The sequence below is a fragment of the Streptomyces sp. NPDC007157 genome (genome assembly GCF_040634235.1).
GTDB lineage: Bacteria > Actinomycetota > Actinomycetes > Streptomycetales > Streptomycetaceae > Streptomyces.
Genome location: NZ_JBEYFE010000032.1, coordinates 1 through 26,351, shown reverse-complemented (window position 1 = coordinate 26,351; position 26,351 = coordinate 1). Strand labels below are relative to the sequence as shown.

Annotated in this window: 27 protein-coding genes and 1 pseudogene; 10 read left to right on the top strand and 18 right to left on the bottom strand. The window is 71.7% G+C overall.

The window, feature by feature from the left end:
- Nucleotides 1-241: 241 nt before the first annotated feature.
- The 6 genes from ABZ642_RS39440 to ABZ642_RS39415 all read right to left on the bottom strand — a co-directional run bounded on the left by ABZ642_RS39440 (nucleotide 242) and on the right by ABZ642_RS39415 (nucleotide 5,470).
- The gene (locus ABZ642_RS39440; RefSeq protein WP_360494118.1) at nucleotides 242-1,192 is read right to left on the bottom strand and encodes a catechol 2,3-dioxygenase; all 951 of its coding nucleotides are present in this window, start codon (nucleotides 1,190-1,192) and stop codon (nucleotides 242-244) included.
- Nucleotides 1,173-2,291 carry a 4-oxalomesaconate tautomerase gene (locus ABZ642_RS39435; protein WP_360494115.1) on the bottom strand — a complete coding sequence of 373 codons (1,119 nt, stop codon included), beginning with the start codon at nucleotides 2,289-2,291 and terminating at the stop codon, nucleotides 1,173-1,175. The genes ABZ642_RS39440 and ABZ642_RS39435 overlap by 20 nt, the downstream gene beginning before the upstream one ends.
- Nucleotides 2,288-3,019: a 4-carboxy-4-hydroxy-2-oxoadipate aldolase/oxaloacetate decarboxylase gene (locus tag ABZ642_RS39430; RefSeq protein WP_360494112.1), complete on the bottom strand. Its 732-nt coding sequence runs from the start codon at nucleotides 3,017-3,019 to the stop codon at nucleotides 2,288-2,290. Before ABZ642_RS39430 ends, ABZ642_RS39435 begins: the two co-directional genes overlap by 4 nt.
- Nucleotides 3,016-3,804, bottom strand: coding sequence for a PIG-L deacetylase family protein (locus ABZ642_RS39425; RefSeq protein WP_360494109.1), 789 nt, complete (start codon nucleotides 3,802-3,804; stop codon nucleotides 3,016-3,018). The genes ABZ642_RS39430 and ABZ642_RS39425 overlap by 4 nt, the downstream gene beginning before the upstream one ends.
- Nucleotides 3,805-3,855: 51 nt before the next feature.
- Entirely contained in the window at nucleotides 3,856-4,506 is a 651-nt protein-coding gene (locus ABZ642_RS39420) for a GntR family transcriptional regulator (protein ID WP_360494106.1), read from the bottom strand.
- Between the two features lie 106 nt (nucleotides 4,507-4,612).
- Nucleotides 4,613-5,470, bottom strand: a complete 858-nt coding sequence (locus tag ABZ642_RS39415; protein WP_360494103.1) for a LysR family transcriptional regulator — start codon at nucleotides 5,468-5,470, stop codon at nucleotides 4,613-4,615.
- Nucleotides 5,471-5,619: 149 nt separating this feature from the next.
- On the opposite strand from ABZ642_RS39415, the gene ABZ642_RS39410 reads away from it, so the two are divergent.
- The gene (locus ABZ642_RS39410) at nucleotides 5,620-6,417 is read left to right on the top strand and encodes an EamA family transporter (RefSeq protein ID WP_360494330.1); all 798 of its coding nucleotides are present in this window, start codon (nucleotides 5,620-5,622) and stop codon (nucleotides 6,415-6,417) included.
- A gap of 67 nt (nucleotides 6,418-6,484) precedes the next feature.
- On the opposite strand, the gene ABZ642_RS39405 is transcribed toward ABZ642_RS39410, so the two are convergent.
- The 4 genes from ABZ642_RS39405 to ABZ642_RS39390 all read right to left on the bottom strand — a co-directional run bounded on the left by ABZ642_RS39405 (nucleotide 6,485) and on the right by ABZ642_RS39390 (nucleotide 10,191).
- On the bottom strand, nucleotides 6,485-7,669 hold the full coding sequence (locus tag ABZ642_RS39405) for an FAD-dependent oxidoreductase (protein WP_360494100.1): 1,185 nt from the start codon (nucleotides 7,667-7,669) through the stop codon (nucleotides 6,485-6,487).
- Nucleotides 7,666-7,863 carry a ferredoxin gene (locus tag ABZ642_RS39400; RefSeq protein ID WP_360494097.1) on the bottom strand — a complete coding sequence of 66 codons (198 nt, stop codon included), beginning with the start codon at nucleotides 7,861-7,863 and terminating at the stop codon, nucleotides 7,666-7,668. Before ABZ642_RS39400 ends, ABZ642_RS39405 begins: the two co-directional genes overlap by 4 nt.
- A 40-nt stretch (nucleotides 7,864-7,903) precedes the next feature.
- Complete coding sequence (locus ABZ642_RS39395; protein WP_360494094.1) at nucleotides 7,904-9,133, bottom strand: cytochrome P450; 1,230 nt, start codon at nucleotides 9,131-9,133, stop codon at nucleotides 7,904-7,906.
- A 335-nt stretch (nucleotides 9,134-9,468) separates the two neighbouring features.
- Nucleotides 9,469-10,191, bottom strand: a complete 723-nt coding sequence (locus ABZ642_RS39390) for a response regulator transcription factor (RefSeq protein ID WP_360494091.1) — start codon at nucleotides 10,189-10,191, stop codon at nucleotides 9,469-9,471.
- A 304-nt stretch (nucleotides 10,192-10,495) separates the two neighbouring features.
- Here ABZ642_RS39390 and ABZ642_RS39385 point away from each other — a divergent pair, with 304 nt between their 5' ends.
- Entirely contained in the window at nucleotides 10,496-11,536 is a 1,041-nt protein-coding gene (locus ABZ642_RS39385) for a zinc-binding dehydrogenase (RefSeq protein ID WP_360494088.1), read from the top strand.
- On the opposite strand, the gene ABZ642_RS39380 is transcribed toward ABZ642_RS39385, so the two are convergent.
- Nucleotides 11,520-12,176 carry a TetR family transcriptional regulator gene (locus tag ABZ642_RS39380; RefSeq protein ID WP_360494085.1) on the bottom strand — a complete coding sequence of 219 codons (657 nt, stop codon included), beginning with the start codon at nucleotides 12,174-12,176 and terminating at the stop codon, nucleotides 11,520-11,522. The two genes, ABZ642_RS39385 and ABZ642_RS39380, sit on opposite strands and share 17 nt — an antisense overlap.
- A gap of 291 nt (nucleotides 12,177-12,467) precedes the next feature.
- Between ABZ642_RS39380 and ABZ642_RS39375 the strand changes: the two genes are divergently transcribed.
- The 4 genes and pseudogenes from ABZ642_RS39375 to hemC all read left to right on the top strand — a co-directional run bounded on the left by ABZ642_RS39375 (nucleotide 12,468) and on the right by hemC (nucleotide 16,910).
- A complete protein-coding gene (locus tag ABZ642_RS39375; protein WP_360494082.1) occupies nucleotides 12,468-13,940 on the top strand; it encodes an MFS transporter in 1,473 nt (490 codons plus the stop codon).
- A gap of 481 nt (nucleotides 13,941-14,421) precedes the next feature.
- A pseudogene (locus tag ABZ642_RS39370) lies at nucleotides 14,422-14,598 on the top strand (helix-turn-helix transcriptional regulator); the annotation flags it as partial.
- Between the two features lie 97 nt (nucleotides 14,599-14,695).
- Nucleotides 14,696-15,655, top strand: a complete 960-nt coding sequence (locus tag ABZ642_RS39365; RefSeq protein ID WP_360494327.1) for an ATP-dependent DNA ligase — start codon at nucleotides 14,696-14,698, stop codon at nucleotides 15,653-15,655.
- A 319-nt stretch (nucleotides 15,656-15,974) separates the two neighbouring features.
- Nucleotides 15,975-16,910 (top strand): hydroxymethylbilane synthase, encoded by a 936-nt coding sequence (hemC, locus tag ABZ642_RS39360; RefSeq protein ID WP_360494079.1) that lies wholly within the window; start codon nucleotides 15,975-15,977, stop codon nucleotides 16,908-16,910.
- A 171-nt stretch (nucleotides 16,911-17,081) separates the two neighbouring features.
- Here hemC and ABZ642_RS39355 read toward each other — a convergent pair whose 3' ends face one another.
- The 4 genes from ABZ642_RS39355 to ABZ642_RS39340 all read right to left on the bottom strand — a co-directional run bounded on the left by ABZ642_RS39355 (nucleotide 17,082) and on the right by ABZ642_RS39340 (nucleotide 19,903).
- The gene (locus ABZ642_RS39355) at nucleotides 17,082-17,612 is read right to left on the bottom strand and encodes a hypothetical protein (protein ID WP_360494076.1); all 531 of its coding nucleotides are present in this window, start codon (nucleotides 17,610-17,612) and stop codon (nucleotides 17,082-17,084) included.
- 197 nt (nucleotides 17,613-17,809) lie between these two features.
- Nucleotides 17,810-18,664, bottom strand: a complete 855-nt coding sequence (locus tag ABZ642_RS39350; protein WP_360494074.1) for an ABC transporter permease — start codon at nucleotides 18,662-18,664, stop codon at nucleotides 17,810-17,812.
- Nucleotides 18,624-19,451: an ATP-binding cassette domain-containing protein gene (locus ABZ642_RS39345; protein WP_360494071.1), complete on the bottom strand. Its 828-nt coding sequence runs from the start codon at nucleotides 19,449-19,451 to the stop codon at nucleotides 18,624-18,626. The genes ABZ642_RS39350 and ABZ642_RS39345 overlap by 41 nt, the downstream gene beginning before the upstream one ends.
- Nucleotides 19,448-19,903, bottom strand: coding sequence for a MarR family transcriptional regulator (locus ABZ642_RS39340; protein ID WP_360494068.1), 456 nt, complete (start codon nucleotides 19,901-19,903; stop codon nucleotides 19,448-19,450). The genes ABZ642_RS39345 and ABZ642_RS39340 overlap by 4 nt, the downstream gene beginning before the upstream one ends.
- A gap of 265 nt (nucleotides 19,904-20,168) precedes the next feature.
- Between ABZ642_RS39340 and ABZ642_RS39335 the strand changes: the two genes are divergently transcribed.
- Nucleotides 20,169-20,963 carry a SigB/SigF/SigG family RNA polymerase sigma factor gene (locus ABZ642_RS39335; RefSeq protein WP_360494065.1) on the top strand — a complete coding sequence of 265 codons (795 nt, stop codon included), beginning with the start codon at nucleotides 20,169-20,171 and terminating at the stop codon, nucleotides 20,961-20,963.
- Nucleotides 20,964-20,966: 3 nt separating this feature from the next.
- On the opposite strand, the gene ABZ642_RS39330 is transcribed toward ABZ642_RS39335, so the two are convergent.
- Nucleotides 20,967-21,281, bottom strand: a complete 315-nt coding sequence (locus ABZ642_RS39330) for an ANTAR domain-containing protein (protein WP_360494062.1) — start codon at nucleotides 21,279-21,281, stop codon at nucleotides 20,967-20,969.
- Between the two features lie 128 nt (nucleotides 21,282-21,409).
- Here ABZ642_RS39330 and ABZ642_RS39325 point away from each other — a divergent pair, with 128 nt between their 5' ends.
- A complete protein-coding gene (locus tag ABZ642_RS39325) occupies nucleotides 21,410-22,225 on the top strand; it encodes a VOC family protein (protein WP_360494059.1) in 816 nt (271 codons plus the stop codon).
- Between the two features lie 33 nt (nucleotides 22,226-22,258).
- Here ABZ642_RS39325 and glgX read toward each other — a convergent pair whose 3' ends face one another.
- Nucleotides 22,259-24,376, bottom strand: coding sequence for a glycogen debranching protein GlgX (gene glgX, locus ABZ642_RS39320; RefSeq protein WP_360494324.1), 2,118 nt, complete (start codon nucleotides 24,374-24,376; stop codon nucleotides 22,259-22,261).
- 23 nt (nucleotides 24,377-24,399) lie between these two features.
- The gene (locus ABZ642_RS39315) at nucleotides 24,400-24,903 is read right to left on the bottom strand and encodes a pep a2 (protein ID WP_360494056.1); all 504 of its coding nucleotides are present in this window, start codon (nucleotides 24,901-24,903) and stop codon (nucleotides 24,400-24,402) included.
- A 306-nt stretch (nucleotides 24,904-25,209) separates the two neighbouring features.
- Here ABZ642_RS39315 and ABZ642_RS39310 point away from each other — a divergent pair, with 306 nt between their 5' ends.
- Nucleotides 25,210-25,503 (top strand): DUF5133 domain-containing protein, encoded by a 294-nt coding sequence (locus tag ABZ642_RS39310; RefSeq protein ID WP_360494053.1) that lies wholly within the window; start codon nucleotides 25,210-25,212, stop codon nucleotides 25,501-25,503.
- Between the two features lie 102 nt (nucleotides 25,504-25,605).
- Nucleotides 25,606-26,351 (top strand): maltotransferase domain-containing protein (locus tag ABZ642_RS39305; protein ID WP_360494050.1); only part of this gene is annotated, 746 nt, incomplete at its 3' end.

Sequence of the window (26,351 nt, the reverse complement as noted above, 5' to 3'; positions counted from 1 at the left end):
GTCCAGGAGGCGTTCCCTGGAGGGGAAGCGGTGAGGGGGTCGACGCGGCTCGTGCGGCTGACCCGTGGTGCGTAGACGCTAAGGATCGGGACCCAAGAGTGTCAACGTTTTTGTCAACAATCTCAGCAACAATCCAGACACCGGCCCGGCCACCCGGTGGACGGGGTAAACGCCCAGGTGGCAAAGGGGGGTGGGCGACGCACAGCGGCGCGTCGCCCACCCCCCTGATGGCCGAAACGGGTCAGCCGACCGGCGGTGTCCCATGGGTGTGGAAGGACTCGATCGTCTTCAGGCCCCAGGCCTGGCCCTTGGCCCGTTCCGCCTCGGTCCAGGTGATCAGCGGCCAGTCGGGCGCCAGTACCAGCCTGGTGAGCGGGTTGCAGAGCTCGATGCGGTTGCCGCCCGGCTCGTAGACGTAGAGGAAGAACGTCTGCTGGATGGCGTGCTTGTGCGGGCCGGTCTCGATGAACACACCGGTGTCGATGGCGAGATCGGCCGCCCGCAGCACGTCCTCGCGGGTGTCGGTGGCGAAGGCGATGTGGTGCAGCCGCCCGGTCGAGCCCGTCCAGTCCGAGGTGTACACGACGTCGTACGACTTGTTCGTGAAGGTCAGCCAGCGGGCCGCGATCTTCCCGGTGTCGAGCCGGATCTGCTCGGTCGGCCGGGCACCCAGCACCTGTTCCTGGAACTCGGCGTTGGCGAGCACGTCGGCGGCCAGGAAGTTGATGTGGTCCAGACGGCGTACGCCGACGCCCCGGTTGGGCTTGGCCTGCGGCTGGTTCTTCAGCGCGGGCCTGAGCCCGTCGGGGGCCTGGTAGTGCTCGCTCTCCCAGTAGAGGGCGTGCTCGTGGCCGTCCGGGTCGGTGGTGACGTAGAGCTTGCCGAGGCCGGGTTCGTCCTCGACCCAGTGGCCGGTGCCGCCGGCCTCCTCGACCGCCCTGACACGGCGGTTGAGGGCCTCCTCGCTGGAGGTGCGCAGGGCGATCCGGCCGAGGCCGGGCCGGTCGCGGGCGGTGAGGACCAGGCTGTGGTGCTCGTAGTCGTCGAAGGTGCGCAGATAGACCGTGTCGCCGCCCTGGCCGTTGACGGTCAGGCCGAGGTAGTCGGTGAAGAAGGCGACGCTGGCGTCCAGGTCCGGGGTGAACAGCTGGGCGTGGCCGATATGGGCGATGTCACCGAGGGGCGGAGCCATCGTTGCCTCCTTGGGGCTGTGCGGGGATGGCGGCGGCGCGGGGGAAGACCGTGCCGTCGAAGATCTTGCGGGCGGTGCGGACGACCGCGGTGCGGCGGGCGGCCGGCGGGGAGCCGTCGGACCCGGGGTCGACGCTGGTGTCGATCTCCAGGAATCCGGTGGGGTGTTCGACGCGGATCCGGTCGCCGTGTTCCGGGAGCCGGGCGATCCCCTCCCCCACACTGCCGGGCAGCCTGAGGCCCGCGGCCACGCTCGCGGCGCCGAGGACGCCGATCGAGGTGTGGCAGCGGACCGGGATGAAGGTCCGGGTGGTGACCGCCCCGCCGTCGCGGGGCGGGGCGAGCAGGCTGAGCTTGGGCACCGTGGCGGTCTCCACGTCCCCGAGGCCCATCAACTTCCCCGCCGCCAGCCGGATCTCGTGCAGGCGGTCGGCCAGAGCCAGGTCCTCCTCGAGGTCCTTGGGCGTCTCGTAGCCGGTGACCCGGAGGTCGCGCGCTGCGATGAGCACGGTCGGCATGCCGTTGTCGACGCAGGTCGCCGACGTACCGGCGACGGTGTCGCGGACGTTCCCGGTGGGCAGCAGCGGGCTCCGGCCGGCCGGGAACTCGATCACCACCGGGGCGGCCGTGCCGGGCACTCCGGAGATCTCGGCGTCCCCGGTGTAGTCGACGCGCCCGTCGGGTGTGGGGAAGCCGGCGACGGCCAGTTCCCCCGTGTTGAGCATGCGGATCCGTACGGAGGTCGCACCGTCTCCGGGGGCCACGAGCCCCCGCTCCACGGCGAACGGGCCGACTCCGGCGAGGATGTTGCCGCAGTTCTGACGATCGGTCACTTCCGGCCGGTCGACCGCGACTTGGAGAAAGAGGTAGTCGACGTCCGCCTCGGGGTCGGCGGACGGCGCGACCACCGCGATCTTGCTGGTGAGGGGGTGCGCCCCGCCCAGGCCGTCGATCTGGCGCGGGTCGGGGCTGCCCATCACCCGCAGGAGCAGGTCGTCACGGGCGGCGGGGTCCGCGGGCAGGTCCTCGGCCAGGAAGTAGGCGCCCTTGGAGGTGCCGCCGCGCATCAGCATGCAGCGCACCTCCGCGGGCCCGGTCACGGGGCGGACTCCTCGTGCTCCTCGCGCTCCTCGTGGCCCTTGTACTCCTTGTACGTCTTGTACTCGACGCCGAGCCGCTTCAGCGTGTCCCGCAGTCCGTAGCGGTCCAGGCCGAGCTGGCCCTCGACGAACGCGGCGCGGGTCGCGGCCTCCTTGGCCTCGCGCGCCTCGGACCTCTCGACCGTCTCGCGGACCCGCTCCCGGGGTACGACCACGACCCCGTCGTCGTCGGCGAGGATCACGTCACCCGGATTGATCACCTGACCGTCGATCGCGATCGGTACGTTGACCGAGCCGCCGGTGGCCTTGACGGTGCCCTGCGAGGAGACCGCCCGGGACCAGGCGGCGAAGCCCATGTCCCGCAGCTCCTGGGTGTCGCGGATCCCGGTGTTCAGGACGACCCCGCGCACCCCGCGCTGCCGCAGCGCGGTCGCGAACAGCTCGCCGAACAGCCCGTCCATGCACGGCGAGGTGGTGGTGACGACCAGGATGTCGCCCTCGCCGCACTGCTCCACGGCCGCGTGGATCATGAGGTTGTCGCCGGGCCAGCTGAGCACGGTGACGGCCGTGCCCGCGACCCGCACGCCCTGCTGGACGGGCCGGATCCCCGGACCCAGCAGGCCGGTCCGGCCCATCGCCTCGCCGACGGTGGCGACACCGAAGCCGGCGAGGGCGTCCACGTCCCTCAGCTGCGCCTTCGGCGGGTCGGTGACGATCACGCCGCTCATGCCAGCTCCTTCGCGATCTGCGGGAACGGCCGCATGAACGCCTCCGCCATGGTGTCGTGCGCCAGGCCCAGATTGGGGCCTGCGTTCCGCCTGAGCTGGACGCCCCGGCGGACGGCGAGGTCGGTGTAGTAGGCCCAGAGGTGCTGCTGGGCACCGAGGCACTCCATCGCCTTGCGCTTGGTGTCCCAGACCTCGGTGATGTCGAGGAGCAGCTCGGGCCGGAAGCCGCTCATCTCGGGCTGGTGCGGCTCGAAGTAGAAGACCGGCGGGGCGCCGATGATGTCGCCCTCGCCCGGGTACCCGATGGCCTGGGCCAGGATGCGCGCCTCCAGGGCCATCCGGTTGGCGGCCGGGTGGTCGCCGTTGTAGGGGTCCTCGACGGGGTGGGTGAGCACGACGTCGGGCTGGGTCTCGCGGTAGACGGCGACCAGTTGGTCGGTCAGCTGGGCGGAGGCGACCAGCGGGTAGTCGCCGGCGTCGAAGAAGCGGACCTCGGCGCCGAGAGCGGCGGCGGCCTTCTCCGCCTCCTCCCGGCGTATCGCCTTGATCTCCTCCAGGTTCCTGCCCTCGCGCCACGCCTTGGCGGACTCACCGCGCTCGCCGAAGGTCAGACACGCGATGGTGACCTTCTCGCCCCGGGACGCGGCCAGGGCGATGGCTCCGCCCGCCCGCCACACGAAGTCCCCGGCGTGCGCGGTGACGACCAGGGTGGATCGCGGTGGGGACGGGGGTCCCCCCGGTCGCGCGAGTGCGGGGCCGGGGGAAGGCGCGTTGGCGTGCGTCATTGCAGAAATCTCCTTGGTGGACAGGTGTGCGCCCACCCAGCCCCGGGCGTCTCAGTCGCTCAGCGCGTCGATCACGCTCGTGAGGTGGGCGCGGACGGCCGCCTCGGCCGCCTGCGGGTCCCTGGCCCTGATCGCCTCGATCATCGCCAGATGCTCGTTCAGGGATTGCTGCGGACGTCCCGGCCGCAGCGCCAACTGGAAGCGGTGTCGCACCAGTTGGGCGTTGAGCCGCTCCAGCAGTGCCACGGCGGTCTGCTGGCCGGAGATCTCCCGGATCCTGTCGTGCAGCGCGTGGTTCAGCTCGGAGTAGGTGACCGGTTCGCCGTCCGCGACGGCCTTGGTCATGGCCGCCCCGAGGTCGGCGAGTTCGGCGAGGTGCTCGTCGTCGGCCGCGACGGCCGCCTTCGCCGCGCACAGTCCCTCCAGGACCATGCGGCACTCCGTGATAGCGACCGCTTCCTCCACGGTCACCACCCGCACCCGCGAACCACGGTTGCGGATCCGCTCGACCAGTCCCTGGGCCTCCAGATCGATCAGTGCCGCACGGATGCTGGCCCGCGTCACACCGAACTCCTCGGCGAGTTCGTTCTCCACCAGCCGCTGGGCCGGGGCCATCTCGCCGTGCAGGATCGCCTGCCGCAACAGCGCGAGCGCATGCTGCTTGGCCTGCTCTCCGGTGCTCGGACGGGCTTCTTTCGGCATCGTTTGCCCTCCCTGAGTGAGTGCCTGTCGAACGTAAATCTAGCCAAACAAGATTGTCAACAATTTTGTCCGCCGTATCGCCGGGCGATCCGGTGGCCCCGTGCGCTCAGCCGGTGCGATACAGCTCGCTGAGCAGTTCGAGAACGGCGTGGCGCGCCGGGTGCGGATCGTCCCGCCACCAGGCCAGCCGGACGGCGACCGGTTCGGCGTCCCGCACCGGCCGGTAGACGATGCCGGGCCGCGGGTACTGATGGGCGGTCGACTCCGGGGTCACGCCGACACCGCGCCCGGCGGCGATCTCGGTGAGCCAGTCGTCGACGGAATGCGTCTCCTCGACGGCCGGGCGGGATTCGGCCGGCCACAGCTCGGGAGTGGTGGTGCCGGTGCGCCGGTCGGTCAGGACGGTCCGGTCGGTGAGTTCGGCGAGCCGCACGGACCGGCGCCGGGCCAGCGGGTCGTCCGACGCCAGCGCGCACAGCCGCCGTTCCAGCCCCACGATCGCCGTGTCGAACCGCCGGTCCGCAAGCGGCCGCCGTACGACGGCCAGGTCGCAGGCTCCTTCACCGAGTCCGGCGGAGGCCGTGTTCACCCGCACGAGATGCAGGTCGGTCCCGGGGTGTGCGGCGGTCCAGCCCCGCTGGAAGGCCACGGTGTGCCGACCCACCGCCGACCAGGCGTAGCCGATCCGCAGCCGGGTGTGCCCCGAGCCGGCCTCCCGCACCAGGTCGGCGACGTCCGCCAGCACCCGGCGGGCCCGCTCCACCACCCGCAGCCCGGTCGCCGTCGGCGTCACCTCGCGCGAGGTGCGCCGCAACAGCCTTACGCCCAGGGACCGTTCGAGCCCCGCGAGGGTGCGGGACACGGCAGCCTGGGACACCCCCAGGGCGATCGCCGCGTCGGTGAAGGTGCCCTCGTCCACGATGGCGACCAGACAGCGCAGCTGCCGCAACTCGACGTCATCCATACGTCAATCGTATAGATCCAGGGATGCATGCATTTTGCGCAACGCTCCGCCGGGCGGAACCTGCTGTCATGCGACGAGCCCTGGAACGCCCGGCCCTTTCGGCCGCACCTCCCGCCGCCGGGCCGGGACGCCTGGCCGGCGTGGCGACCATGTTCGGCAGCGGCCTGTCCAACCAGACCGGCGCGGCGATCGGCGCCCTGGCCTTCCCGGTCCTCGGCCCGCTCGGTGTGGTGGCGGTACGGCAGTACGTGGCCGCGCTCGTCCTGGTGGCCGTCGGCCGCCCCCGGCTGCGCGCCTTCACCTGGCGGCAGTGGTGGCCGGTGCTGCTGCTGGCGGCGGTCTTCGGCACGATGAACCTGACCCTGTACACCGCGATCGACCGGATCGGCCTGGGTCTGGCGGTCACCCTGGAGTTCCTGGGCCCGCTCGCCATCGCCCTGGCCGCGTCCCGCCGCCGCACGGACGCGGGGTGCGCGGCGTTGGCGGCGGCCGGGGTGGTGGTGCTGATGCGCCCCCAGCCGTCGACGGACTACCCGGGAATGGGCCTGGGCCTGATCGCCGCGGGTTGCTGGGCGTCGTACATCCTGCTGAACGGGGTGGTCGGTCGGCGGATACCGGGGGCGCAGGGGTCGGCGGCAGCCGCGAGCGTGTCCGCGCTGACGTTCCTGCCGATCGGAGTCGTGGTGGCGCTACGGCACCCGCCGACGACCGGGGCCGTCCTGTGCGCGGTGGCAGCGGGTGTCCTGTCGTCGGCGGTGCCGTATCTCGCCGACCTCCTGACCCTGCGCAGGGTTCCGGCCCAGACGTTCGGCCTCTTCATGAGCGTCAACCCGGTCCTGGCAGCGGTGGTCGGCTGGGCGGTACTGGGGCAGAGTCTGGGGATGCCGGAGTGGGCGGGGATAGGAGCGGTGGTGGTGGCCAACGCGGCGAGTCTGACGACCCGATAGGGGCGCGGGGCTGTGTCCATGTGCGGCTCCGCCGCGTGGGCGCGACCAGCCGCATCCGGCCCGCGGCTCACCCACCACCGAAACCGCCCCCTCGGTCCACGGTCTCCCCCCACCTCGCGCCGACCGCGATCGCCTGCCGCCACCCACGAAGAACCTTCGGCGCCACCCCCACCGCGAGCACCCCGGTCAGCCGCTCCCCGGTCCGGTACGCGGCGACGAACCGCCCCTCCGCCAACTCCCCCGCCACGACGCGCACTTCGTCGTGCCCCCGCAGATACCCGTACGCCTGGATCTTCATGTCGTACTGGTCCGACCAGAAGTACGGCACCGGCGTGAACGGCTTGCGCGCCTCGGGGTTGAGGAGATTGCGCGCCGCGGCCATCCCCTGCTCCGCCGCGTTCGTCCGGTGCTCGATCCGCATCGACACCCCGAACAGCGGGTTGTACCAGCGGGCGACGTCTCCGGCCGCGTACACGTCCCTCGCGGCCTCGCAGTACTCGTCGCAGAGCACCCCGTCGCCCACGGTGAGCCCGCTTCCGGCCAGCCACTCCACGTTCGGCAGCGAGCCGACCGCGACCAGCACCTCGTCGGCGTCGATCGTCTCCCCGTCGGCGAGCCGCACCCCGTCCTCGGTCACCTCGGTGACGGCGACCCCGGTGCGCAGGTCCACGCCGCGCCGGAGATGGGCCCGGGTCAGCACCCGGCCCACCTCCTCACCGACCGCGTGCGCGAGCGGGACCGGCGCCGGTTCGAGGAGGGTGACCCGCGCCCCGAGCCTCCAGGCGACGGCGGCGGCCTCGGCACCGAGGAACCCGGCGCCGACCACCACCAGCCGCTGTCCCGGCCCGATCCGCTCCCGGAGGGTCAGCGTGTCGTCGAGGGTGCGCAGCACATGCGCGCCCTCCCCGGGCAGCCGGCGCGGCCGTACGCCCGTGGCCACGATCAGCCCGTCGTACGACAGCGGGGACCCGTCGGCCAGACGTACCGTACGGTCCGCCACGTCCAGCCCGGTCGCCGCCACCCCGAGCCGCAACTCCAGTTGCAGGGAGTCCAGTTCGGCCGGCGCCCGCAGGACCACCCGGTCCGGCGCCCACTCCGCCGACAGCACCTGCTTGGACAGCGGCGGCCGGTCGTAGGGCGGGTGGAGTTCGTCGCCGACGAGGGTGAGCGTGCCGTCGTAACCCTCGCGGCGGAGCGTCTCGGCCGCCGCGAGTCCCGCCGCCGAGGCGCCGACGACCACGATCCGGTTCATCGCTCCACCAGTCGGATCGCGGCGGCTGGGCAGATGGCCACGGCCTCGCGGACGTCGTCGAGGATCTCCTCGGCGGGTTTCTCGTCCAGCACGAAGGCGATCCCGTCCTCGTCCCGCTGGTCGAAGACCTCGGGGGCGACGAGCACGCACTGCCCGGATGCGACGCACTTCGGTTCGTCCAGTTCGACATGCATGGCGTTCTCCCTGCTCTTCCTGCTTCTTGTGGGGGGTGGGTTACCAGGCGACCGGGAGTTCGTGGACGCCGTACACGCCGCCGTTGTGCTTGAAGGGGAGGTCGGCGAGGTCGGCGGCAAGCCCGAGGGTGGGGATGCGCCGGTAGAGCGTGCCGTAGACCACCTGGAGTTCCATCCGGGCCAGCGGCTGGCCCAGGCACTGGTGGACGCCGAAGCCGAAGGCGACGTGACGGCGGGCGTCGCGGCTCAGGTCGAGCCGGTCCGGGTCGGGGAAGGCCTCGGGATCGCGGTTGGCGATGTCACTGGCCATGATCACGCCTTCGCCGGCCCTGATCACCTGTCCGGCGACCTCGATGTCCGCGAGGACCGCACGGCGGCGGCCGCTGTGCACGATGCTCAGGTAACGCAGCAGCTCCTCGACCGCGCCGGCGATCACCTCGGGGTCGCCGCTGTCGCGCAACAGGGCGAGCTGATCGGGGTGTTCGAGCAGGGCGAGGGTGCCGAGGGTGATCATGTTGGCGGTGGTCTCGTGTCCGGCGAGCAGCAGCAGGACGCCCATCTGCGCGGCGTCCAGCCGGGTCAGCTCACCGGCCTCGACGCGCGCCACCAGCCCGGAGAACAGGTCCTCGGCGGGGTTCTTCATCTTCTCCCCCATCAGCCGGTCGAGATACCCGACCAGCCTGCCGTGCGCCGCCGTCCGGTCTTCGACGGAGGAGTCCCGGCTGATCAGGAGCTTGCTGTTCTCCTGGAAGAAGTCGTGGTCCTCGTAGGGCACTCCGAGCAGGGCGCAGATGACCAGCGAGGGAACCGGAAGCGCGAAGGCCTCGACCAGGTCGACGGGGTGGGGGCCGGCCAGCATGTCGTCGATCAGGTCGTCGACGATCTGCTGCACGGCGGGCCGCATGGCCTCGACGCGCTTGACCGCGAACGGCGCGGTGACCATACGGCGCAGCCGGGCGTGCTCGGGGTCGTCCATCATGATGAAGCTGATGTTGTTCTTGCCGTTGCTGGGTGCCTGGAGCGGATATCCGGGACGGTCGGGTTCGGCGCTGACCCTCGGGTCGAGCAGCACGGCGCGCTGGTCGGCGTACCGGGTGACCAGCCAGTAGCCCTTGCCGTCCCAGAGCCGGACCTTGGCGAGGGGGCCCGCCTCCTGGGCGGCCTTCAGCGCCGGGGGCGGGTCGAACGGGCAGCGCATGGACCGGGCCATCGGGAAGTCGGGGGGCTGCGCGGCGGCGCCGGGTGCCGCGCCGGTCAGGGGGTCGGCCATCTCTGTCTCCTCGGGGTGGGGGACTCCGCTCGGTGCGGAGCGCCGGGACGATGCGTACGAGGCTTCGATGAGCACATGCAAACAGGATGGGCTGTCCGCTTCCGGTCAGTTTCCTGACATGAAGCTGACGTGAGCCAGGTCACATGGCGACACTCTCGCGGTATCGCGCACGGCATCGGCGGCCACTGTAACTTCCTTACAGGAATGGACGGTTGAGGTGACGAAGGGTTGCCGTGCGGCCGCCGGGAAAGTCGGCGTCCGTCCGCTCCGGTGACGCCACCCGACAGGCGACGGGGAGCGCTGCGGGTTTGCTCCCGGATTCCAACGCGAAGCAGTCACACATCCCCCGGCGACTCCCCCAGCCAGTAGCCGAAGCCCCGCCGGGTGTGGATCAGCGCGGGGCCGCCCGGGTTCACCTTGCGCCGGAGCCGGGAGACCAGTTGCTCGATGGCGTTGTCGCCCCGGAACTCGCCCCAGACGTACCGGCTGATCTGTTCCTTGGACAGCACCCTGCGGGCGTTGACGAGCAGGTGGCGCAGCAGCCGGTACTCGGCTGGCGTGAGGTCGAGGATGCGGCCGCCCCGGCGGGCTCGGCAGGTGCCGTCGTCCAGGACCAGGTCGGCGTGGTCCAGCCTGCCGCCCCACCGGCCGCCGTCGCCGACGTCCCGGAGCAGCACCTTCACCCGGGCGAGGACCTCGGCGATCCGGAAGGGTTTGGTGACGTAGTCCCGCTCGCCGGCGCCGATCTCGGGCACCAGCGTGGCCAGGGACTCGCAGGCGGCCAGCAGCAGGACGGGCGGGCGGTACACCGGCTTGAAGCGACCCTGGGCCAGGTCGTCCAGGCCGGGCAGTTCGGCGTCCATGACGACCAGGTCGAACCGCTGCGCCACGAGTCGCCGCGCCACCTCGGCCCCGCCGCCCGCGGCACCGGTCCGGTAGCCGGCCAGCTCCAGGGTGGTGACGAGGAGGTCGGCGGTGTCCGGGTCACTGGCGGCGACCAGGAGCCGCTGTCCACTGCCGCGGGCCGGCGGTCGGAATGACGGAGAGCTGTCGTACATGGGCTTACCCATTCGTTCGAGCTCGGTCAATTCGCTTGCTTGACTCAAGTAAGCCACATGTGCTTGCCTAACTCAAGTAACCGGGGCGCCGCTGAGCGGAGGCCGCCCCGGGGGTCTGCCCCGGCGGACAGGCCCTGGCGCCGGACCCGTGGGGACGGAGACCGGCGCAGCCCTCGGGCCGGAACACCGGCCCACTCCCCCCGGCCCGGCACCCGGCCCGAGGGCACCTCCCCGGTCGCACCACCGTCGGGCGAAGCCGAGACGCCCGCCCGCGTCAGCACCCCCAGAAAGCGAGAGTCAGCCCATGGCCACGATGAAGTCCGTACAGACCGGCGGCGTCGGCAGGATCGAGGTCGTGGACGTCGAACGTCCCGTACCCGGCCCCAAGGACGTGCTGCTGAAGATCCGGGCGGGCGGCATCTGCGGCACCGACGTCACCTTCCTGCACATGGGCGGCATGCCCTCCCGCGCCCACCTGGGCGGCGACCTGGTCCCGATCGCCCTGGGCCACGAGCCGGCCGGCGAGATCGTCGAGGCCGGCGCCGAGGTCACGGGGCTGAAGGTGGGCGACCGGGTGGTCGTGAACCCGCAGGCCGCGCCCACCGGGATCATCGGCTGCGGTGGCCGGTACGGCGCGCTGAGCGAGTATCTGCTGATCGAGAACGCCGAGGCCGGCCGGAGCGTCGCGGTGTTCCCGGACACCGTGCCCTACGAGGTCGCCTCACTCAACGAGCCGATGGCCGTGTCCCGGCACGCGGTCAACCGCTCCGGCGCCGGACCCGACGACAGGGTGGTCGTGTTCGGCGCCGGGCCGATCGGGCTGGGCGCGGCGATCTGGCTGAAGCTGCGGGGCGTCGGACACGTGGTCGTCGCCGACGTCATCCCGGCCCGGCTGGAGAAGGCGCTGGCCGTGGGCGCGGACGCGGTCGTCGACTCGGCCGAGGAGGACGTCACCGCACGGCTGACCGAGCTGCACGGGCAGAGCGCCAACGCGCTGGGCCAGCCCCGCCCGGGCACGGATGTCTTCATCGACGCGGCCGGTGCGCCGGCCGTCTTCAACACCGTGGTGGCCAACGCCAAGTGGCACGCCAGGCTGGTCATGGTCGCCGTACAGAAGAAGGGCGAGATCGACCTCGGCGGCATGCTGCGCAGCGAGCTGACCCTGGTCGCCTCGCAGGGCTACCCGACCGAGATCTTCGAGGTCACCCCCGAACTGGTCGAGCACCACGATCGGTTCGCGAAGCTGATCAGCCACCGCGTCCCCTTCACCGAGGTCCACCACGCCTTCGAGCTGGCCCTGACTCCCGGCGCCGCGGAGAAGGTCGTCGTCACCTTCGATGCGTAGCGGTGACGGGCGCCAGCCACAGCCCGAGGAGCGCGTCGGTGAGCCCGGTGGCCGCGTCGCTCCAGGTGGCGCGGGGTGTGTCGGTGCCCTCGGCGAGGGCGCGCTCGCGCTCGGCGCAGGTGTGCAGGATCAGCGTCCGGGCCATCTGGCCGCGTTCGGCGCGGACTTCGGGGGGCAGTTCCGGCAGCCGCCGGTTGAGCCCGGCGACGGCCTCACGGAGCGACGGCGAGGCGAGGGACTCCTCGACCATGATCTCGTAGAGGGCCGGGTCGGTCGCCACCTGGGCACAGAAGCGGGCGTACCAGGTGGGGCTGCCCAGGCTCGCGAGGTGTTCGGTGACCGGCCGGACCAGGCAGTCCACCCGGTCGCGGACGTCGTCGGAGTCGCCGACCGCCGCCAGCAGGCGGACCCGGATCTGCTCGATCCGGTCGAAGTGCCGGGCGGCGATCGCCCGGACCAGGTCGGCCTTGGTGCCGAAGTGGTAGCCGACGGCGGCGTTGTTGCCCTGGCCGGCGGCCTCGCTGACCTGGCGGTTGGACACGGCGTACACGCCCTGTTCGGCGAAGAGCCGTTCCGCCGTGCTCAGGATGGCCTCCCGTGTCGCGCCGGCCTGCTCCGCCCGCGCCGCCCTGCCCGCCATGCCCACCACCGCTCGGGGACCGCACACCGCCCGGTGCGGCCGGTCCCGCGAGCCGTACCGGGGCCCCGCCCGGGGCGGCGAGGTCCAGCCGGGAAAGCGTACGCGGCAGCGGCGCACGGTGCCTGCCGTCCCGCCAGTAAGGTAAGTCAAGCGACTGACTTAAAGTACGCCGTGTCACTCCGTGTCGTGTCGTTCCGTCTCCCTGCGCCGCTCCCTGTTCTGTCAAGTTCCGCCCGGTTCGACCTAGTTCAGCTTAGTTCCACCTAGTTCCGCCTACGGAGGCCCTCTCCCATGTCCGAAGCCCCTGTCCTGCCCGCCGGGTCCCCGAAACCGGCACGCCCGAATCCGAACGCGGTGGTGGCGGTGCTGGCCCTGGCCGGTATCACCGTCTCGCTGATGCAGACCCTGGTGATCCCGATCGTCCCGGAGCTGCCGAAGTACCTCGACGCCTCCGCGTCCAACGCGGCCTGGGCGGTGACCGCGACCCTGTTGGCCGCCGCCGTGGCCACCCCGGTGGCCGGCCGTATCGGTGACATGTTCGGCAAGCGGCTGATGCTGCTCATCAGCCTGGTGCTGCTGGTCTCGGGCTCGGTGGTGTGCGCGCTGAGCGACGAGCTGGTCCCGATGATCGTCGGCCGGACCCTCCAGGGGCTGGCGGCCGCCGTGGTACCGCTGGGCATCAGCATCATGCGCGACGAGCTGCCGCCGGAGCGTCTCGCGGGCTCGACGGCGCTGATGAGCGCCTCACTGGGCGTCGGCGGCGCGCTGGGCCTGCCCTCCGCGGCCTTCATCGCGGACCACTTCGACTGGCATGTGCTGTTCTGGACCTCGGCCGCCCTCGGTGTCGTCGCGTTCGCGCTGGTCCTGCTCCTGGTGCCGGAGTCCAAGGTGCGCTCGGGCGGCCGCTTCGACGCGGTCGGCGCCGTGGGCCTGGCGGTCGGCCTGGTCTCGCTGCTGCTCGCCGTCTCCAAGGGCGCCGACTGGGGCTGGGCCAGTGGCACCACGCTCGGCCTGTTCGCGCTCGCGGTCGTGGTCCTGGTCGCCTGGGGCTTCTTCGAACTGCGCACCACCCAGCCGCTGGTCGACCTGCGCACCACGGTCCGCCGCCAGGTGCTGTTCACCAACCTCGCCTCGATCGCGTTCGGCTTCTCGATGTTCGCGATGTCCCTGGTGCTGCCGCAGCTGCTCCAGCTGCCGGCCCAGACCGGCTACGGCCTCGGCAGGTCGATGATGACCGTCGGTCTGGTGATGGCCCCGCAGGGTCTGGTCATGATGGCCTTCGCCCCGGTCTCGGCCGCCATCACCAAGGCCAGGGGCCCGAAGACCACACTGATGATCGGCGCGGTGATCGTCGCGGCGGGCTACGGCCTGAACATCGTCCTGATGTCCGAGGTCTGGCACCTGATCCTGGTCTCCTGCATCATCGGCGCCGGTGTCGGCTTCGCCTACGGCGCGATGCCCGCGCTGATCATGGGTGCCGTCCCGGCGTCGGAGACGGCCGCCGCCAACAGCCTCAACACGCTGATGCGGTCCATCGGTACGTCGGTGGCCAGCGCCGTCGCCGGTGTGATCCTGGCACAGCTGACCATCAGCCTCGGCGGCGCCACCCTGCCCTCCGAGAACGCGTTCAAGGTCGTCATGGCGGTCGGTGCGGGCGCGGCCGTGCTGGCCTTCGTCCTCGCCTCCTTCCTGCCCGGCCGCCGGCCTGTGGACGCGGAGCCCGCGCCGGCCCCGGTCGAGCCCGAGGCCGAGTCGGTGCACTGACCGACCCGTAGGGGAGCGGGCCGAGCCTTCGCAGGGCGGCCCGCTCCACCCGCACACCTCCCGACGGCGAGCTGTCGGCCGACGGGACGACGGACGGCGGCGCGCGTACCGCGCCCCCAGCAGGCGGGCGGGTCGGCAGCCGCACGGCAACGGGCGGTGGTGGCCCGGAGCAGTCCGGGCCGGTCCCCGAGAGCGGCACAGGTGGAGACCACCGTCCCGGCCCCCGGCCGTCTCGCGAATCACGCGCACAGGAGACCGACCGAACCGACCGGAGCAACCGGACCGACCGGAGCAACCGGAGCAACCGGAGCAACCGGAGCAACCGGAGCAACCGGAGCAACCGGAGCGACCGGAGCGACCGGAGCGACCGGAGCGACCGGAGCGACCGGTGAGCATCCCCTGGCAGCGGTAAGTCGAAGCCCACGCCCGCACCGTCGACACGATGGCGGCGGTGCTGCTGTTCGCCTCGTTTGCGCCGGAGGCCCAGAACGGCTCCGACGAGGAGATCGCCGGGAAGCTGTTCGTCCCCCCGCTGACCGTGCGTACCCACATCCACCGGGCGATGACCAAGCCGGACGCCCGCGACCGGGCGCAACTCGTGGTGATGGCCTACCAGTCGGAGTTGGTGCGGCTGCCGCCCCCGGCGAGCGGCTCCTGACGGCTGTTCGGGGGAACCGGCGCCGCGGGACGCGTGCCGCCGCCTTACCCGGTTCACATCTTCTGCCGTGACCACCGCCCTGCCGCTGATCCCGCCCATGCTCGCCACACCCGGCAGGCTGCCGCCCGCCGCACAGGACGCCCGGTGGGCGTACGAGACCAAGCAGGACGGCCAGCGCGCGGTCGTCTATCTGCCCGGTGACGGCGGTCTGCGGCTGCGCGCCCGGTCCGGTGAGGACATCACCGCCGCGTATCCCGAACTGCGCCCACTGGGCGGCATGCTGGGAAGGGTTCCGGCGGTCCTGGACGGCGAGGTGCTGGCCCTCGACGAGCACGGGCGCGCCGACTTCCAGCTGCTGCAGAGCCGGATGGGTCTGGCCCACGCCCCGGCCCGGGCGGCGCGGATGGCGGCCCGGGTCCCGGTCCATCTGGTGCTGTTCGACGTGCTGCACCTGGAGGGCGGCCCGCTGCTGCGGGTGCCCTACGCGCAGCGGCGCACCCGGCTGGAGGCGCTGGGGCTCGACGGCCCCTACTGGTCGACGCCCGGGGCCGTCGTCGGGCACGGCGCCGAGGCGCTGCGGGCCACCCGGGAGCACGGCCTTGAGGGCCTGGTCTGCAAGCGGCTGGACTCGCTGTACGAACCGGGGGTGCGGTCCCGCGCCTGGATCAAGATCCGGAACATGCGCGCCGAGGACGTGATCGTCGGCGGCTGGCTGCCGGGCAAGGGGCGGCTGGCCGGGCTGCCGGGCGCGGTACTGGTCGGCCAGCGGTCCGCCGACGGACGGCTGCGGTACGTCGGCGGGGTGGGCACCGGCTGGAGCGAGGCGGAACGGACCGAACTGGCCGCGCTGCTGCGGGTCGCCGCAACCGACGCATGCCCCTTCGACCCGGTCCCGCCGGTCCCGGGCGCGCACTGGGTGCTGCCCCGGCTGGTCGGCGAGGTCAACTACAGCACCCGTACCCGGGCCGGACTGCTGCGCCAGCCGTCCTGGCTGAGGCTGCGCCCGGACCTCACGCCGGAGGAGTCCGCGGCGGACCTGCCGGCCGGCATCGACTGACCGTCGCCGACGCTGATCCGGCGCACACCGACCGGCTGTTGGACGGGGCTTCACCGGCAGGACGCCCAGGCCGGCCTGGCAAGGTCTTGACCGAAGGGAAAGCTGAACGTCCCTTCCTCCCACAGCAGTTGGAGGCCCCGTGTCGTCACGGCCGTTGCCTGCGACCCGGGAGCCCGACCCCGGTGGCCGGCCGAGCGCCGTGACCTGCGGCGCACCCGTTGCCCGCCGCGCACGGCGCCCGGCGCGGCCGCGTCGGCCGTGCGCGGCGGCCGACAGCGTGTCGGAATCTGCCGTCGGCACGAAGGTCTATCGTGTCCCCATGTCCGTGCCAGAGTTGATCCGTATCGTCTCCCGCGACTCTCCGATGGCGCTCGCTCAGGTGGCCCGCGTCCGGGCCGAGTTGGCCGCCCTTCATCCGCGGGTGCGCACCGAGGTCGTGCCGGTGAAGACGACCGGCGACAAGTGGCTGGGCGATCTGTCGCAGGTGGAGGGCAAGGGGGCGTTCACCAAGGAGGTGGACGCCGCGCTGCTGGCCGGCGAGGCGGATCTCGCCGTGCACTGTGTGAAGGACGTGCCGGCGGACCGGCCGTTGCCCGCCGGCACGGTGTTCGCGGCGTTCCTGAAGCGGGACGACATCCGCGACGCCCTCGTCCACCCGGGCGGTCTGACCCTGGACCAGCTGCCGCCGGGTACCCGGATCGGCACCTCCGCGGTTCGCCGGATCGCCCAGCTGGCGGCCACCCATCCGCATCTGGAGTGCGTGCCGTTCCGCGGCAACGCCAACCGGCGCCTGGAGAAGCTCGCCGCCGGGGACGCCGACGCCCTGCTGCTCGCGGTGTCGGGCCTGGAGCGGATCGATCGTACGGACGTGATCAGCGAGGTCCTCGATCCGGAGACGATGATGCCGCCGATCGGTGCCGGCATCCTCGCGCTGCAGTGCCGGGAGGGCGACACCGAGCTGATCGACGTGGTGAGCGAGCTCGGTGACCCGGACACCTACCGGGAGGCCGCCGCCGAGCGGATGTTCCTGCACGTCCTCCAGGGGCACTGCAACAGCCCCATCGCCGGGTACGCCCGGGTCGACGGCGGCGGTGAACTGTCGCTGCGCGCCTGTGTGTTCACCCCGGACGGCAAGACCCGGCTGAACGCGCACGAGTGGGCGGGCCGGCTGGACCCGGCCACGCTCGGCACCTCGGTCGCCGTGGCCCTGCTGCGCCAGGGCGCCCGCGAGATCATCGACGGCATCCCGCACTAGGCGCTCGGCTGGAAATACCGCCGTCGTTCGTCCGCGGCGCCGTCGCGACTGGTCGCGCGCACGCGGCGGTAGCCGCACGTTCAATCCCACGCGGCGGTAGCCGTATATCCAATACAGCCCCGCGCCCCTTCGGGGCGCTGCCGAACAGCGTGCGGACTTCACCCGGCCTGCTCAGGAAGCGGTGGGGCCCGGTTCCGTCTGGTCCTTGAGGAAGGCGGTCACCTGGTGGGCCAGACTGCCCGGTGCGGCGCTCTGGCAGGCCGTGGCGGTGGTCGACTCCAGCACGCCGATGCCGCCCGCCCACAGCCGGCGTTCCGTCCACTCCTCGTCGACACGCAGGTGGACCTGGATGTCCACCTGGGTCAGAGCGGCCTCCGGGCCGGCGGCGTAGAGGACGGCGGTGGCGCGGCGCAGCGGGTAGACGTCGAAGCCCTCGATGAACTCGGAGTTGCGCCAGTCGATGAACGCGCCCTCCCCGTCGGGGCCGACCCGGACGTCGATCTGGCCGTCCTCCAGCTGGACGCCGAGGTGGCGGGAGCCGCGGTTCTCGATGGTCACCCGAGCACTGAAGTACGTCAGCCCGGCCGCGGCGTCGTCCCGGCCGCGTGGCGGCTCGGACTCCTCCAGGCGGTGGACGCGGACCCGCAGACCGGCATGCTCGTCGTACTCGTGCCAGTCCCCGACCACGTTCGGCTCGTACACAGTGCCCCTCTCGACCCCCGCTGTTTATCTGTGCGCTCAGCGCACTGTCAAATGAGCGGAATGCGCTGTGGCCAGGGGGTTCGCCCGCTTTGATCGCTGATCAAGCGTTGCGCAGCGGTTATCCCGCCCCGGGGGTTCGGGGCGGGTCGCGGCGCGTGCCGCACATCACGTCGGCGTCCGTCCTCCCCGTGACCGGCTCAGCGGGCCAGCCGGCCGAGCAGCGAGGAGGCCGCGGTGATGCCGAGTGCGGCGGCGACCGCCAGCACCGCGAAGTCGAGGCCGAGGTGCGAGGGCGTGCCGAGCAGCAGCCCGCGCAGGGCGTCGACCTGGTAGCTCAGCGGGTTGATCTTGCTGACCACCTGGAGCCAGCCCGGCATGATCGCCACCGGGTAGAGGGCGTTGGAGCCGAAGAACAGCGGCATGGTGATCGCCTGTCCGATGCCCATCAGCCGGTCGCGGCTGAGGACGATGCCCGCGATGCTCATCGACAGGCAGGAGAAGAACGCGGAGGCGAGGACGACGGCCAGCCCGACCCCGAGCAGCTTCAGCGGGTTCCAGGTGAGCGAGACCCCGAGGATCGCGGCGATGACGATCACCACGACGGCCTGGATCAGGGACTTCACCCCGGCCGCGAAGGCCTTGCCGGTGATGAGGGCCGAGCGCGGGGTGGGGGTGACGAGAAGCTTGTTGAGGATGCCGGCGTCGCGCTCCCAGATGATCTGGATGCCGTAGAAGATCGCGATGAACATCGCGGACTGGGCGATGATGCCGGGCGCGAGGTAGTCGATGTAGGGGATGCCGCCGGTGGGTATCGCCTTGATCCGGGTGAAGGTCTGCCCGAAGATCAGCAGCCACAGGGCGGGCTGTATCGCCCGGGTGTAGAGCTCGGTGCGGTCGTGGCGGAGCTTCTGCAGCTCGACGGCGCACATGGCGACGACCCGGGCCGGCAGCAGCCGCCACCCGGAGCGCGGCTCGGGCGGCGTCAGCAGCAGGGATGCTGCCACCGTGCGCTCAGCCGACACGCTTCGCGGTGCGGCGGGTGCTTCGGACATCGCGGAAACCTCCTGACTGGTCGTCGAGGCCGCTGCCGGCCACGTCGCGGAAGACGTCTTCGAGGGTGGGCAGGGTGTCGGTGCCCTGGCGTTCGGCGAGGCCGCGCCTGAGCTCGTCGGGGGTGCCGAGGGCACGGATCCGGCCCCGGTGCATCAGCCCGACCCGGCCGCAGTGCTGGTCGGCCTCGTCCATGTAGTGGGTGGTGACCAGGACGGTCATGCCGGTGGCTTCGCGCACGGCGTTGATCTGGTCCCACACGCTGGTGCGGGCGATCGGGTCGAGGCCGATGGTCGGCTCGTCGAGGATCAGCAGCCGGGGCGCGCTGACCAGGGCCTGGGCCAGCTCCAGCCGGCGGACCATACCGCCGGAGTAGGTGCCGGCGAGCCGGTCGGCGGCGTCGGCGAGGTCGACGGCCTCCAGCGCCTGCGCGACCCGCTCGGCGCGCTCGCGCCGGGAGACGTCGAAGACCCGGGCGAACAGGGCGACGTTCTCGCGCCCGGTGAGCCCGCTGTCGGCGGACAGCTGCTGCGGGACGTAGCCGAGCAGTCTGCGGACGGCCATCCGCTCCCGGCCGGTGTCATGGCCGAAGACGCGGACCATCCCGGCGGGGACCGGAAGCAGGGTGGTGATGCAGCGGATGGCGGTGGTCTTCCCGGCGCCGTTGGGGCCGAGCAGTCCGAAGACCTCGCCCTCGCCGACGGTCAGGTCGAGCCCGTCCACGGCCCTGGTCTCCCCGAAGGTGTAGGAGAGCCCTGTGCAGGCGACTGCGGCGGTGTCCGGCGTCATGATTCCTCGGCCTCCTCGTGCAGGGTGACGGCCAGCTTGCGCAGCGCCGGAAGCGCGGCCTCGAGCGCCGCCCGGTCCGCCTCGTCGAGCCGCGAAACATGGCTCACGACGAGGTCCGCGCGACGCCGCTGCCAGTCGGCGAGCCGCTTCTCGGCGGCCTCGGTCAGCAGCAGCCGGGCGGCCCGGCGGTCCGCGGGGTCGGTCTCGCGGAGCAGATAGCCGTCCTTGGCCAGCTGGTTGACGAGGGTCGACACCGAGTTGCTCGCCAGGTACAGCTCCTTGGCCGCGTCCGAGATGCCGATCCCGGGCCGCGACTCGACCAGGCGCAGCAGTTCCACCTCGGCACCGCGCAGCCGGGGCAGCGCGAGCCCGCGGCGTAGTCGGCGGCGGATCAGCCGCTGGATCCCGACGAGCGCGTCGGCCAGCTCTTCCGGAAAGGTCTCCGATTTCACACCTGGAAGATTACCTCTGCTACAGAGGTAATCCCACCCAAGTAACGGTCAAGAACCAGGACGTGAAGCACTGAGAGCAATCTAACCTTTCGGTTGAATTGTTTGGATTTACGCCATTCAGGGCATTGGCTGATCAGTGCTTCGGACCGGAGGCACGTGCGTGGGAGCCGCCTTCCGTCGGTGCCCCCGTGATCTCCCCGGGGTCCGAGGTGCGTTCCTCCCACGGTGTCCGTCCACACAGCACCCGTTGAGGGAGGTGCGCCCCATGCGTGCCACCACCGCCACCACGAAGCCCCATCCACACGACGACGCCCCCGACACGGCCGCGGACTTCGTGCGGCTGGCCGGGCTGCCCGAGGGCCCGGAGCGCCGGGTCCTGCGGGACGAACTGGTCGAGCTCTGGCTGCCCATGGCCGAGCGGATCGCCGTACGGTTCCGCGGCCGCGGGGAGGCCCTGGAGGACCTCTGCCAGGTCGCCGCGCTGGGACTGGTCAAGGCCGTCGACCACTACGACCCGGCGCGCGGGCGGGCCTTCGAGGCGTACGCCGTGCCGACGATCACCGGCGAGATCAAGCGCCACTTCCGTGACCACATGTGGACCCTGCACGTACCGCGCCGGGTCCAGGAGCTGCGCAACCGGGTCCGGGGCGCACTCAAGGAGCTGGACCAGACCTCCCCGGGCGGCGTGCCCACCGTCGCCGAGATCGCGGAGCGGGCCCAGCTCACCGAGAGCGAGGTGCGGACCGGGATGGAGGCCCTGGACTGCTTCTCGGCGCTGTCGCTGGACGCCGAGGTGTCCGGAGCCGACGGCTACGCGCTCGGCGACACGCTGGGCGGCCCCGACCCCGGCTACGACCTGGTCGTCGACCGCACCGCGGCCGAGCCCTGCCTGCAGAGCCTTCCCGAGCGCGACCGGCTCATCCTCTACCTGCGGTTCTTCCGCGGTATGACCCAGAGCCGGATCGCCGAGCAGCTGGGCGTGTCGCAGATGCACGTGTCCCGTCTGCTCACCGCCTGCTTCGAGCGGCTGCGCGAGGAGCTGCTGGCCGAGGCGGGCTGAGTCTCATCCGGACGGTGCGCCGGGGATCTGCGTGGGCCCGTACCGGTCGAGGGCGTCCTCCAGTCGGGCACGGATCTCGGCGGGCATGTCCCCGGTGCGCCCCCAGATGAGAATCAGCTCCGCGATGTTGCGGAGCTTGATGTTGGTGTGCTGGGACACCTCCTTGAGCACCTCCCACCCCTCGTCGGGGGTGACCCGGCCGAGCGCGACCACCATCCCGATCGCCTGGTCCACCACGGCATGGGAGGCGACGGCTTCCTTGAGCTGGTCGATCTCCTCCTGGAGGCGGAGGACCGAGTCCCCCTCGCTCTCGCTCACTCCCCCATCGTCGTCACTCGCCTGGCGGAGTGCCACCGGGGTACTCGGCAGGCACCCCGGCCGCTTCCGGTTGGAGACTGGTGACAGACCGGTTCCCCCGCCGGCCCCGACCCCAGGACGCGAGTGCCATGAACAACGACACGCCTGCCCCCGGCCCCGTGAAGAAGCAGCGAGAGGTCATCTCCACGCACTCGGTCTTCGGCGCCCCGTGCTGGGTGAGCCTGACCAGCCGTGACCTGCAGACGACCGAGGACTTCTACAGCGCCGTGCTCGGCTGGCGATGGCGCAGTGTCCGGCTCGGCGACCACTTCCGGATCGCCCTGGCGGACGGGGTGCCGGTCGCCGGCATCGCCGCGGTCGCCGCGATGTGGCAGATGGCGGTGGCCTGGACGCCTTACTTCGCCGTCGAGAACGCGGACGACGCGGTCGCCCGGGCCCGTGAGCGCGGCGGCACGCCGGCGGTGGGGCCGCTGTCCTTCCCGCCCGGCCGTGCGGCGCTGCTCGCGGACCGGGACGGGGCGATCTTCGGCATCTGGGAGGGCCAGCTGGTCTCCAACTGGGAGATCTGGCGGCAGGCCGCACCCACCTTCATCCGCCTGCACACCCGCAACGCCTTCGACTCGGCGATCTTCTACGGCGAGGTGCTCGGCTGGGCCTCCGACAAACAGGGCTGCTGCGAGGTGGAGTACGAGGGCGGCGAGGTCGTACTGCGCAGCCGGGGCGATGCCGTGGCCCGGATCGACTCCGGGGCGGTGGAGGCGGCCCCCGATCCCACCGTACGGCCGCACTGGCAGATCCACTTCGCGGCCGGCGACGTCGGCGAGTGTGCCAGGGCGGCCGAGAAGCACGGCGGCAGCGTCCTGCAGGAGAAGGACACCGAGGCCATTCTGCGCGACCCGGACGGGGCGCAGTTCACCGTGACCGCGCGCCCCTTGCTCCCCTGAGTCCTCAGGTTCCTCAGTCCTTGCCGCGGTTCCTCAGTCCTTGCCGCGGGAGGGCCGGGACAGCAGGACCAGGCTGCGGCCCTCGGCGCGCAGCCTGGTCCCCGCCTTGCGCTCGCGTTCGTCGGGGATGCCGTCGGGTTCGGCGGTGTCGATGAGGGCCGTCCAGCGCTCGCCGTAGGAGTCGTCGGGCAGCCGGAAGTCGACCGGTTCCCAGAAGCTGTTGAGGAGCAGCAGGAACGAGTCGTCGACCAGGCGCCGGCCGTAGGGGTCGCGTTCGGCGATGGCGTCGCCGTTGAGGAAGACACCGACCGAGTGCGCGTCGGGACGCTGCCAGTCCCGGTCGGTCATCTCGCTGGCGTCGGGCAGCAGCCAGACCAGGTCGGGCAGCGGCTGTCCGGGGTGCACGGCGGTCTCGCCGCGGAAGAAGCGGCGTCGGCGCAGCACCGGGTGGGCGGCGCGCAGCCCGATGACGTACCGGCAGAAGTCGCTGAGCGTCCGCTGTTCCTCGGTGAGATCCCAGTCGGTCCAGGAGACCTCGTTGTCCTGGCAGTAGGCGTTGTTGTTGCCGCGCTGGGTGCGGCCGAGTTCGTCGCCGTGGCTGAGCATCGGGATGCCCTGGGACAGCAGCAGGGTGGCGAGGAAGTTGCGCTGCTGACGGGCCCGGAGTTCGAGGACGGCCGGGTCCTTGGTGTCGCCCTCGGCGCCGCAGTTCCAGGACCGGTTGTGGCTCTCGCCGTCCCGGTTGTTCTCGCCGTTGGCCTGGTTGTGCTTGTCGTTGTACGACACCAGGTCGCGCAGGGTGAAACCGTCGTGCGCGGTGACGAAGTTGACGCTCGCGCGCGGCCGGCGCCCCCGGTGCTGGTACAGGTCGGAGGAGCCGGTGAGCCGGGAGGCGAACTCGCCGAGCGAGCCCGGCTCGGCCCGCCAGAAGTCCCGTACGGCGTCCCGGTACTTGCCGTTCCACTCCGACCACAGCGGCGGGAAGTTACCGACCTGGTAGCCGCCCTCCCCCACGTCCCAGGGCTCGGCGATGAGCTTCACCCGGCTGATCACCGGGTCCTGCTGGATCAGGTCGAAGAACGCCGAAAGGCGGTCCACCTCGTGGAACTGCCGCGCCAGGGTGGCCGCGAGGTCGAAACGGAAGCCGTCGACATGCATCTCGGTCACCCAGTACCGCAGCGAGTCCATGATCAGCTGGAGGACGTAGGGGTGACGCATCAGCAGGCTGTTGCCGGTGCCGGTGGTGTCGTAGTAGTGCGCCCAGTCGCCGTCGACCAGCCGGTAGTAGGAGGCGTTGTCGATGCCCCGGAAGGACAGCGTGGGACCCATCTCGTTGCCCTCGGCAGTGTGGTTGTAGACCACGTCGAGGATCACTTCGAGGCCGGCCGCGTGCAGCGCCTTGACCATCGCCTTGAACTCGTTGACCTGCTGGCCCCGGCTGCCGAAGGCGGCGTAGGCATGGTGCGGGGCGAAGAAGCCGATGGTGTTGTAGCCCCAGTAGTTGGACAGGCCCCGGTCCTGCAACACCCCGTCCTGCACGAACTGGTGGACCGGCATCAGCTCGACCGCCGTGACGCCGAGCGAGGTCAGGTGCTCGATGACCGCCGGATGCGCGAGACCGGCGTAACTGCCCTGGAGCCGTTCGGGTACCTCCGGATGGCTGCGGGTCAGGCCGCGGACATGGGCCTCGTACACCACCGAGTCGGAGTAGGCGCGCCGGGGCGGGCGGTCGTCGCCCCAGTCGAAGTAGGGGTCGGTGACCACGCCGAGCATGGAGTGCCCGGCGCTGTCGGCCGGGGCCGGCCCGTCCGGTGCGCGCTCGTACAGGGACGCGTGGTTGTCGATCTGGCCGTCGACCGCCCGGGCGTACGGGTCCAGGAGCAGCTTCGCCGGATTGCACCGGTGGCCGACCTCCGGGTCCCAGGGGCCGGTCACCCGGTAGCCGTAGCGCTGCCCGGGGCCGACGCCGGGCAGGTAGGCGTGCCAGACGAAGCCGTCGACCTCGGTCAGCTCCACCGGCCGCTGGGTGCCGGCGTCGTTCACCAGGACCAGCTCGACCCGCTCGGCGACCTCGCTGAACAGGGCGAAGTTGGTGCCCTGTCCGTCGAAGGAGGCACCCAACGGGTAGGGGTGCCCGCTCCACACGGGCACCCCTTTCCGGGACTTCCGAGCCGTCACCGGGCGCCCTCCAGGACGCCTTCGGCGGATGCGGCCAATTGGGCGACGGGGACGGTGCGGGGCACCCGGAGCGTCCGGCGCAGGCTGGGTGCCGGCGCGGTCTTGACCAGCGGGACGCGCTCACCGGACCGGGCTCGCTGCGAGAACCAGATGATCTTGCTGCCGGTCTCCGGGGCACAGCACCCCCAGCCGTCGCTGGTGGCGGCGAGGTGCGCCAGGCACGACCGCAGGTCCTGATCGGGGCGCAGATCACGGTCGTCGTCACCGATGGCGGTGATGAGGTGCTGCCCGTTCCACCACATCTCGATGGACGTGTGCTTGTCCGTCGCATGCTGGTAGATGGCGGTCAGCAGCAGTTCGGCACCGCGGCAGACGGGGTCCACGAGGTTGTCGAGATCCCAGTAGCGCAGATGGGCGGCCAAGATGCGGCTGACCTGTCCCACCCGTTCCGGGCTGACCTCCACGTCGAGGTGGTAGTAGCAGGGCACTGCGGTCTTCATTGTCGCTGGCTCCTCACCCGGCGCGGCTCCCGCTCCCCTCACCCCTCCGGAAATCCGTTCCGGACGCTCAGCGTGAGCACTCATCGCTTCTGAGTCACCTCCCACAGTGCGGTCGCTACGCCATTCGTGCAACCTGAGAGAAGCATGAGGTTGTTGAAGTTCCAACAAGACGCTCCGTCGTCATCCGTGCACCATGAGTGAAAGCCTCGATTCGCCGTAACGGCTCCGTGCCCTTCCGTGCCCGGACGCTCCCCGACCGTCGGGGACACGTGCCCACTCGAGAGCGTCGGAAGGAACGACACGGCCATGCTGCTACCCGCGAAGGCCGAGGTGGCCCGGCAGCTGCGGCGCTACCGGGCGTGGGAGCGCGTCATGCTCGCCTCGCCGCAGGACCGCGAGGTGCGGTCCACCTTCGAGGACTCGGGCTACACGCTGTGTGTGCTGATGGGCAAGCGCTGCGCCCGGGAGGCGGTGGACGCGGCCGAGCGCTATCTGCGCACCAGCCTCGTCACCTATCTGCGGGAACAGGGCGGGCGGGCCCAGCTGAGCGGGAAGGTCCGGCGGGGTCCGCCCTCGGACCGGAGTTCCGCGCGGCAGTGATCCGCAGGCGGACCCCGCGGGAGGACACCTGGTCCGCCCGCGCACTACGGACCGCGGAGCCGGGCCACGGGCCCGGCTCCGCGCATGGCGGAGGTGAGACCCATGAAGGCGACAGAGGCCATCGGCCGTGTTCCGGTGCGTGACGTGCAACCGGCCGTGGACGGCGGCGGGCGTCCGGCGAAGGCGGTCCCCGGCGAGACCTTCCCGGTCACCGCCACCGTCTTCCGCGAGGGTCATGACGCCGTCGGCGCCAATGTGGTGCTGTGCGACCCCGAGGGCCGGCCCGGTCCCTGGACGCCGATGCGGGAGCTGGTCCGCGGTACCGACCGCTGGGGCGCCGAGGTCACCGTCGAGGGGAAACCGGGCCGTTGGACGTATCACGTCGAGGCCTGGAGCGCCCCGCTCACCACCTGGCGGCGGCACGCGCGGGTGAAGATCCCGGCGGGCATCGACACCGGCCTGGTGCTGGAGGAGGGCGCCGAGTTGTACGCGCGCGCGGCCGCCCGGATGCCCGCGGGACCGGAGCGCGAGCGGGTGGCGGCGGCGGCCCGGGCCCTGGGCGACGAAACCCTGCCCCTGCACACCCGTCTGGCGAACGCGCTGGCTGCCGAGGTGGACGAGATCCTGACGCGGTATCCGCTCAGGGAACTGGTCACCTGCTCCGAGCCGTTGCCGCTGCTGGTCGAGCGCGAGCGGGCCCTGTACGGCTCCTGGTACGAGTTCTTCCCACGCTCCGAGGGCACCCCCGAACGCCCGCACGGCACCTTCCGGACAGCGGCCCGCCGGCTGCCGGCGATCGCGGAGATGGGCTTCGACGTCGTCTACCTCCCGCCCATCCACCCCATCGG

Bases quoted from the DNA above. Each gene is read 5' to 3' on its own strand.
- ABZ642_RS39440 (WP_360494118.1), bottom strand. From the start codon at position 1,192: ATGGCTCCGCCCCTCGGTGACATCGCCCATATCGGCCACGCCCAGCTG.
- ABZ642_RS39430 (WP_360494112.1), bottom strand. From the start codon at position 3,019: ATGAGCGGCGTGATCGTCACCGACCCGCCGAAGGCGCAGCTGAGGGAC.
- ABZ642_RS39425 (WP_360494109.1), bottom strand. From the start codon at position 3,804: ATGACGCACGCCAACGCGCCTTCCCCCGGCCCCGCACTCGCGCGACCG.
- ABZ642_RS39420 (WP_360494106.1), bottom strand. From the start codon at position 4,506: ATGCCGAAAGAAGCCCGTCCGAGCACCGGAGAGCAGGCCAAGCAGCAT.
- ABZ642_RS39415 (WP_360494103.1), bottom strand. From the start codon at position 5,470: ATGGATGACGTCGAGTTGCGGCAGCTGCGCTGTCTGGTCGCCATCGTG.
- ABZ642_RS39410 (WP_360494330.1), top strand. From the start codon at position 5,620: ATGTTCGGCAGCGGCCTGTCCAACCAGACCGGCGCGGCGATCGGCGCC.
- ABZ642_RS39405 (WP_360494100.1), bottom strand. From the start codon at position 7,669: ATGAACCGGATCGTGGTCGTCGGCGCCTCGGCGGCGGGACTCGCGGCG.
- ABZ642_RS39400 (WP_360494097.1), bottom strand. From the start codon at position 7,863: ATGCATGTCGAACTGGACGAACCGAAGTGCGTCGCATCCGGGCAGTGC.
- ABZ642_RS39395 (WP_360494094.1), bottom strand. From the start codon at position 9,133: ATGGCCGACCCCCTGACCGGCGCGGCACCCGGCGCCGCCGCGCAGCCC.
- ABZ642_RS39390 (WP_360494091.1), bottom strand. From the start codon at position 10,191: ATGTACGACAGCTCTCCGTCATTCCGACCGCCGGCCCGCGGCAGTGGA.
- ABZ642_RS39385 (WP_360494088.1), top strand. From the start codon at position 10,496: ATGGCCACGATGAAGTCCGTACAGACCGGCGGCGTCGGCAGGATCGAG.
- ABZ642_RS39380 (WP_360494085.1), bottom strand. From the start codon at position 12,176: ATGGCGGGCAGGGCGGCGCGGGCGGAGCAGGCCGGCGCGACACGGGAG.
- ABZ642_RS39375 (WP_360494082.1), top strand. From the start codon at position 12,468: ATGTCCGAAGCCCCTGTCCTGCCCGCCGGGTCCCCGAAACCGGCACGC.
- ABZ642_RS39365 (WP_360494327.1), top strand. From the start codon at position 14,696: ATGCTCGCCACACCCGGCAGGCTGCCGCCCGCCGCACAGGACGCCCGG.
- hemC (WP_360494079.1), top strand. From the start codon at position 15,975: ATGTCCGTGCCAGAGTTGATCCGTATCGTCTCCCGCGACTCTCCGATG.
- ABZ642_RS39350 (WP_360494074.1), bottom strand. From the start codon at position 18,664: ATGTCCGAAGCACCCGCCGCACCGCGAAGCGTGTCGGCTGAGCGCACG.
- ABZ642_RS39345 (WP_360494071.1), bottom strand. From the start codon at position 19,451: ATGACGCCGGACACCGCCGCAGTCGCCTGCACAGGGCTCTCCTACACC.
- ABZ642_RS39335 (WP_360494065.1), top strand. From the start codon at position 20,169: ATGCGTGCCACCACCGCCACCACGAAGCCCCATCCACACGACGACGCC.
- ABZ642_RS39325 (WP_360494059.1), top strand. From the start codon at position 21,410: ATGAACAACGACACGCCTGCCCCCGGCCCCGTGAAGAAGCAGCGAGAG.
- ABZ642_RS39315 (WP_360494056.1), bottom strand. From the start codon at position 24,903: ATGAAGACCGCAGTGCCCTGCTACTACCACCTCGACGTGGAGGTCAGC.
- ABZ642_RS39310 (WP_360494053.1), top strand. From the start codon at position 25,210: ATGCTGCTACCCGCGAAGGCCGAGGTGGCCCGGCAGCTGCGGCGCTAC.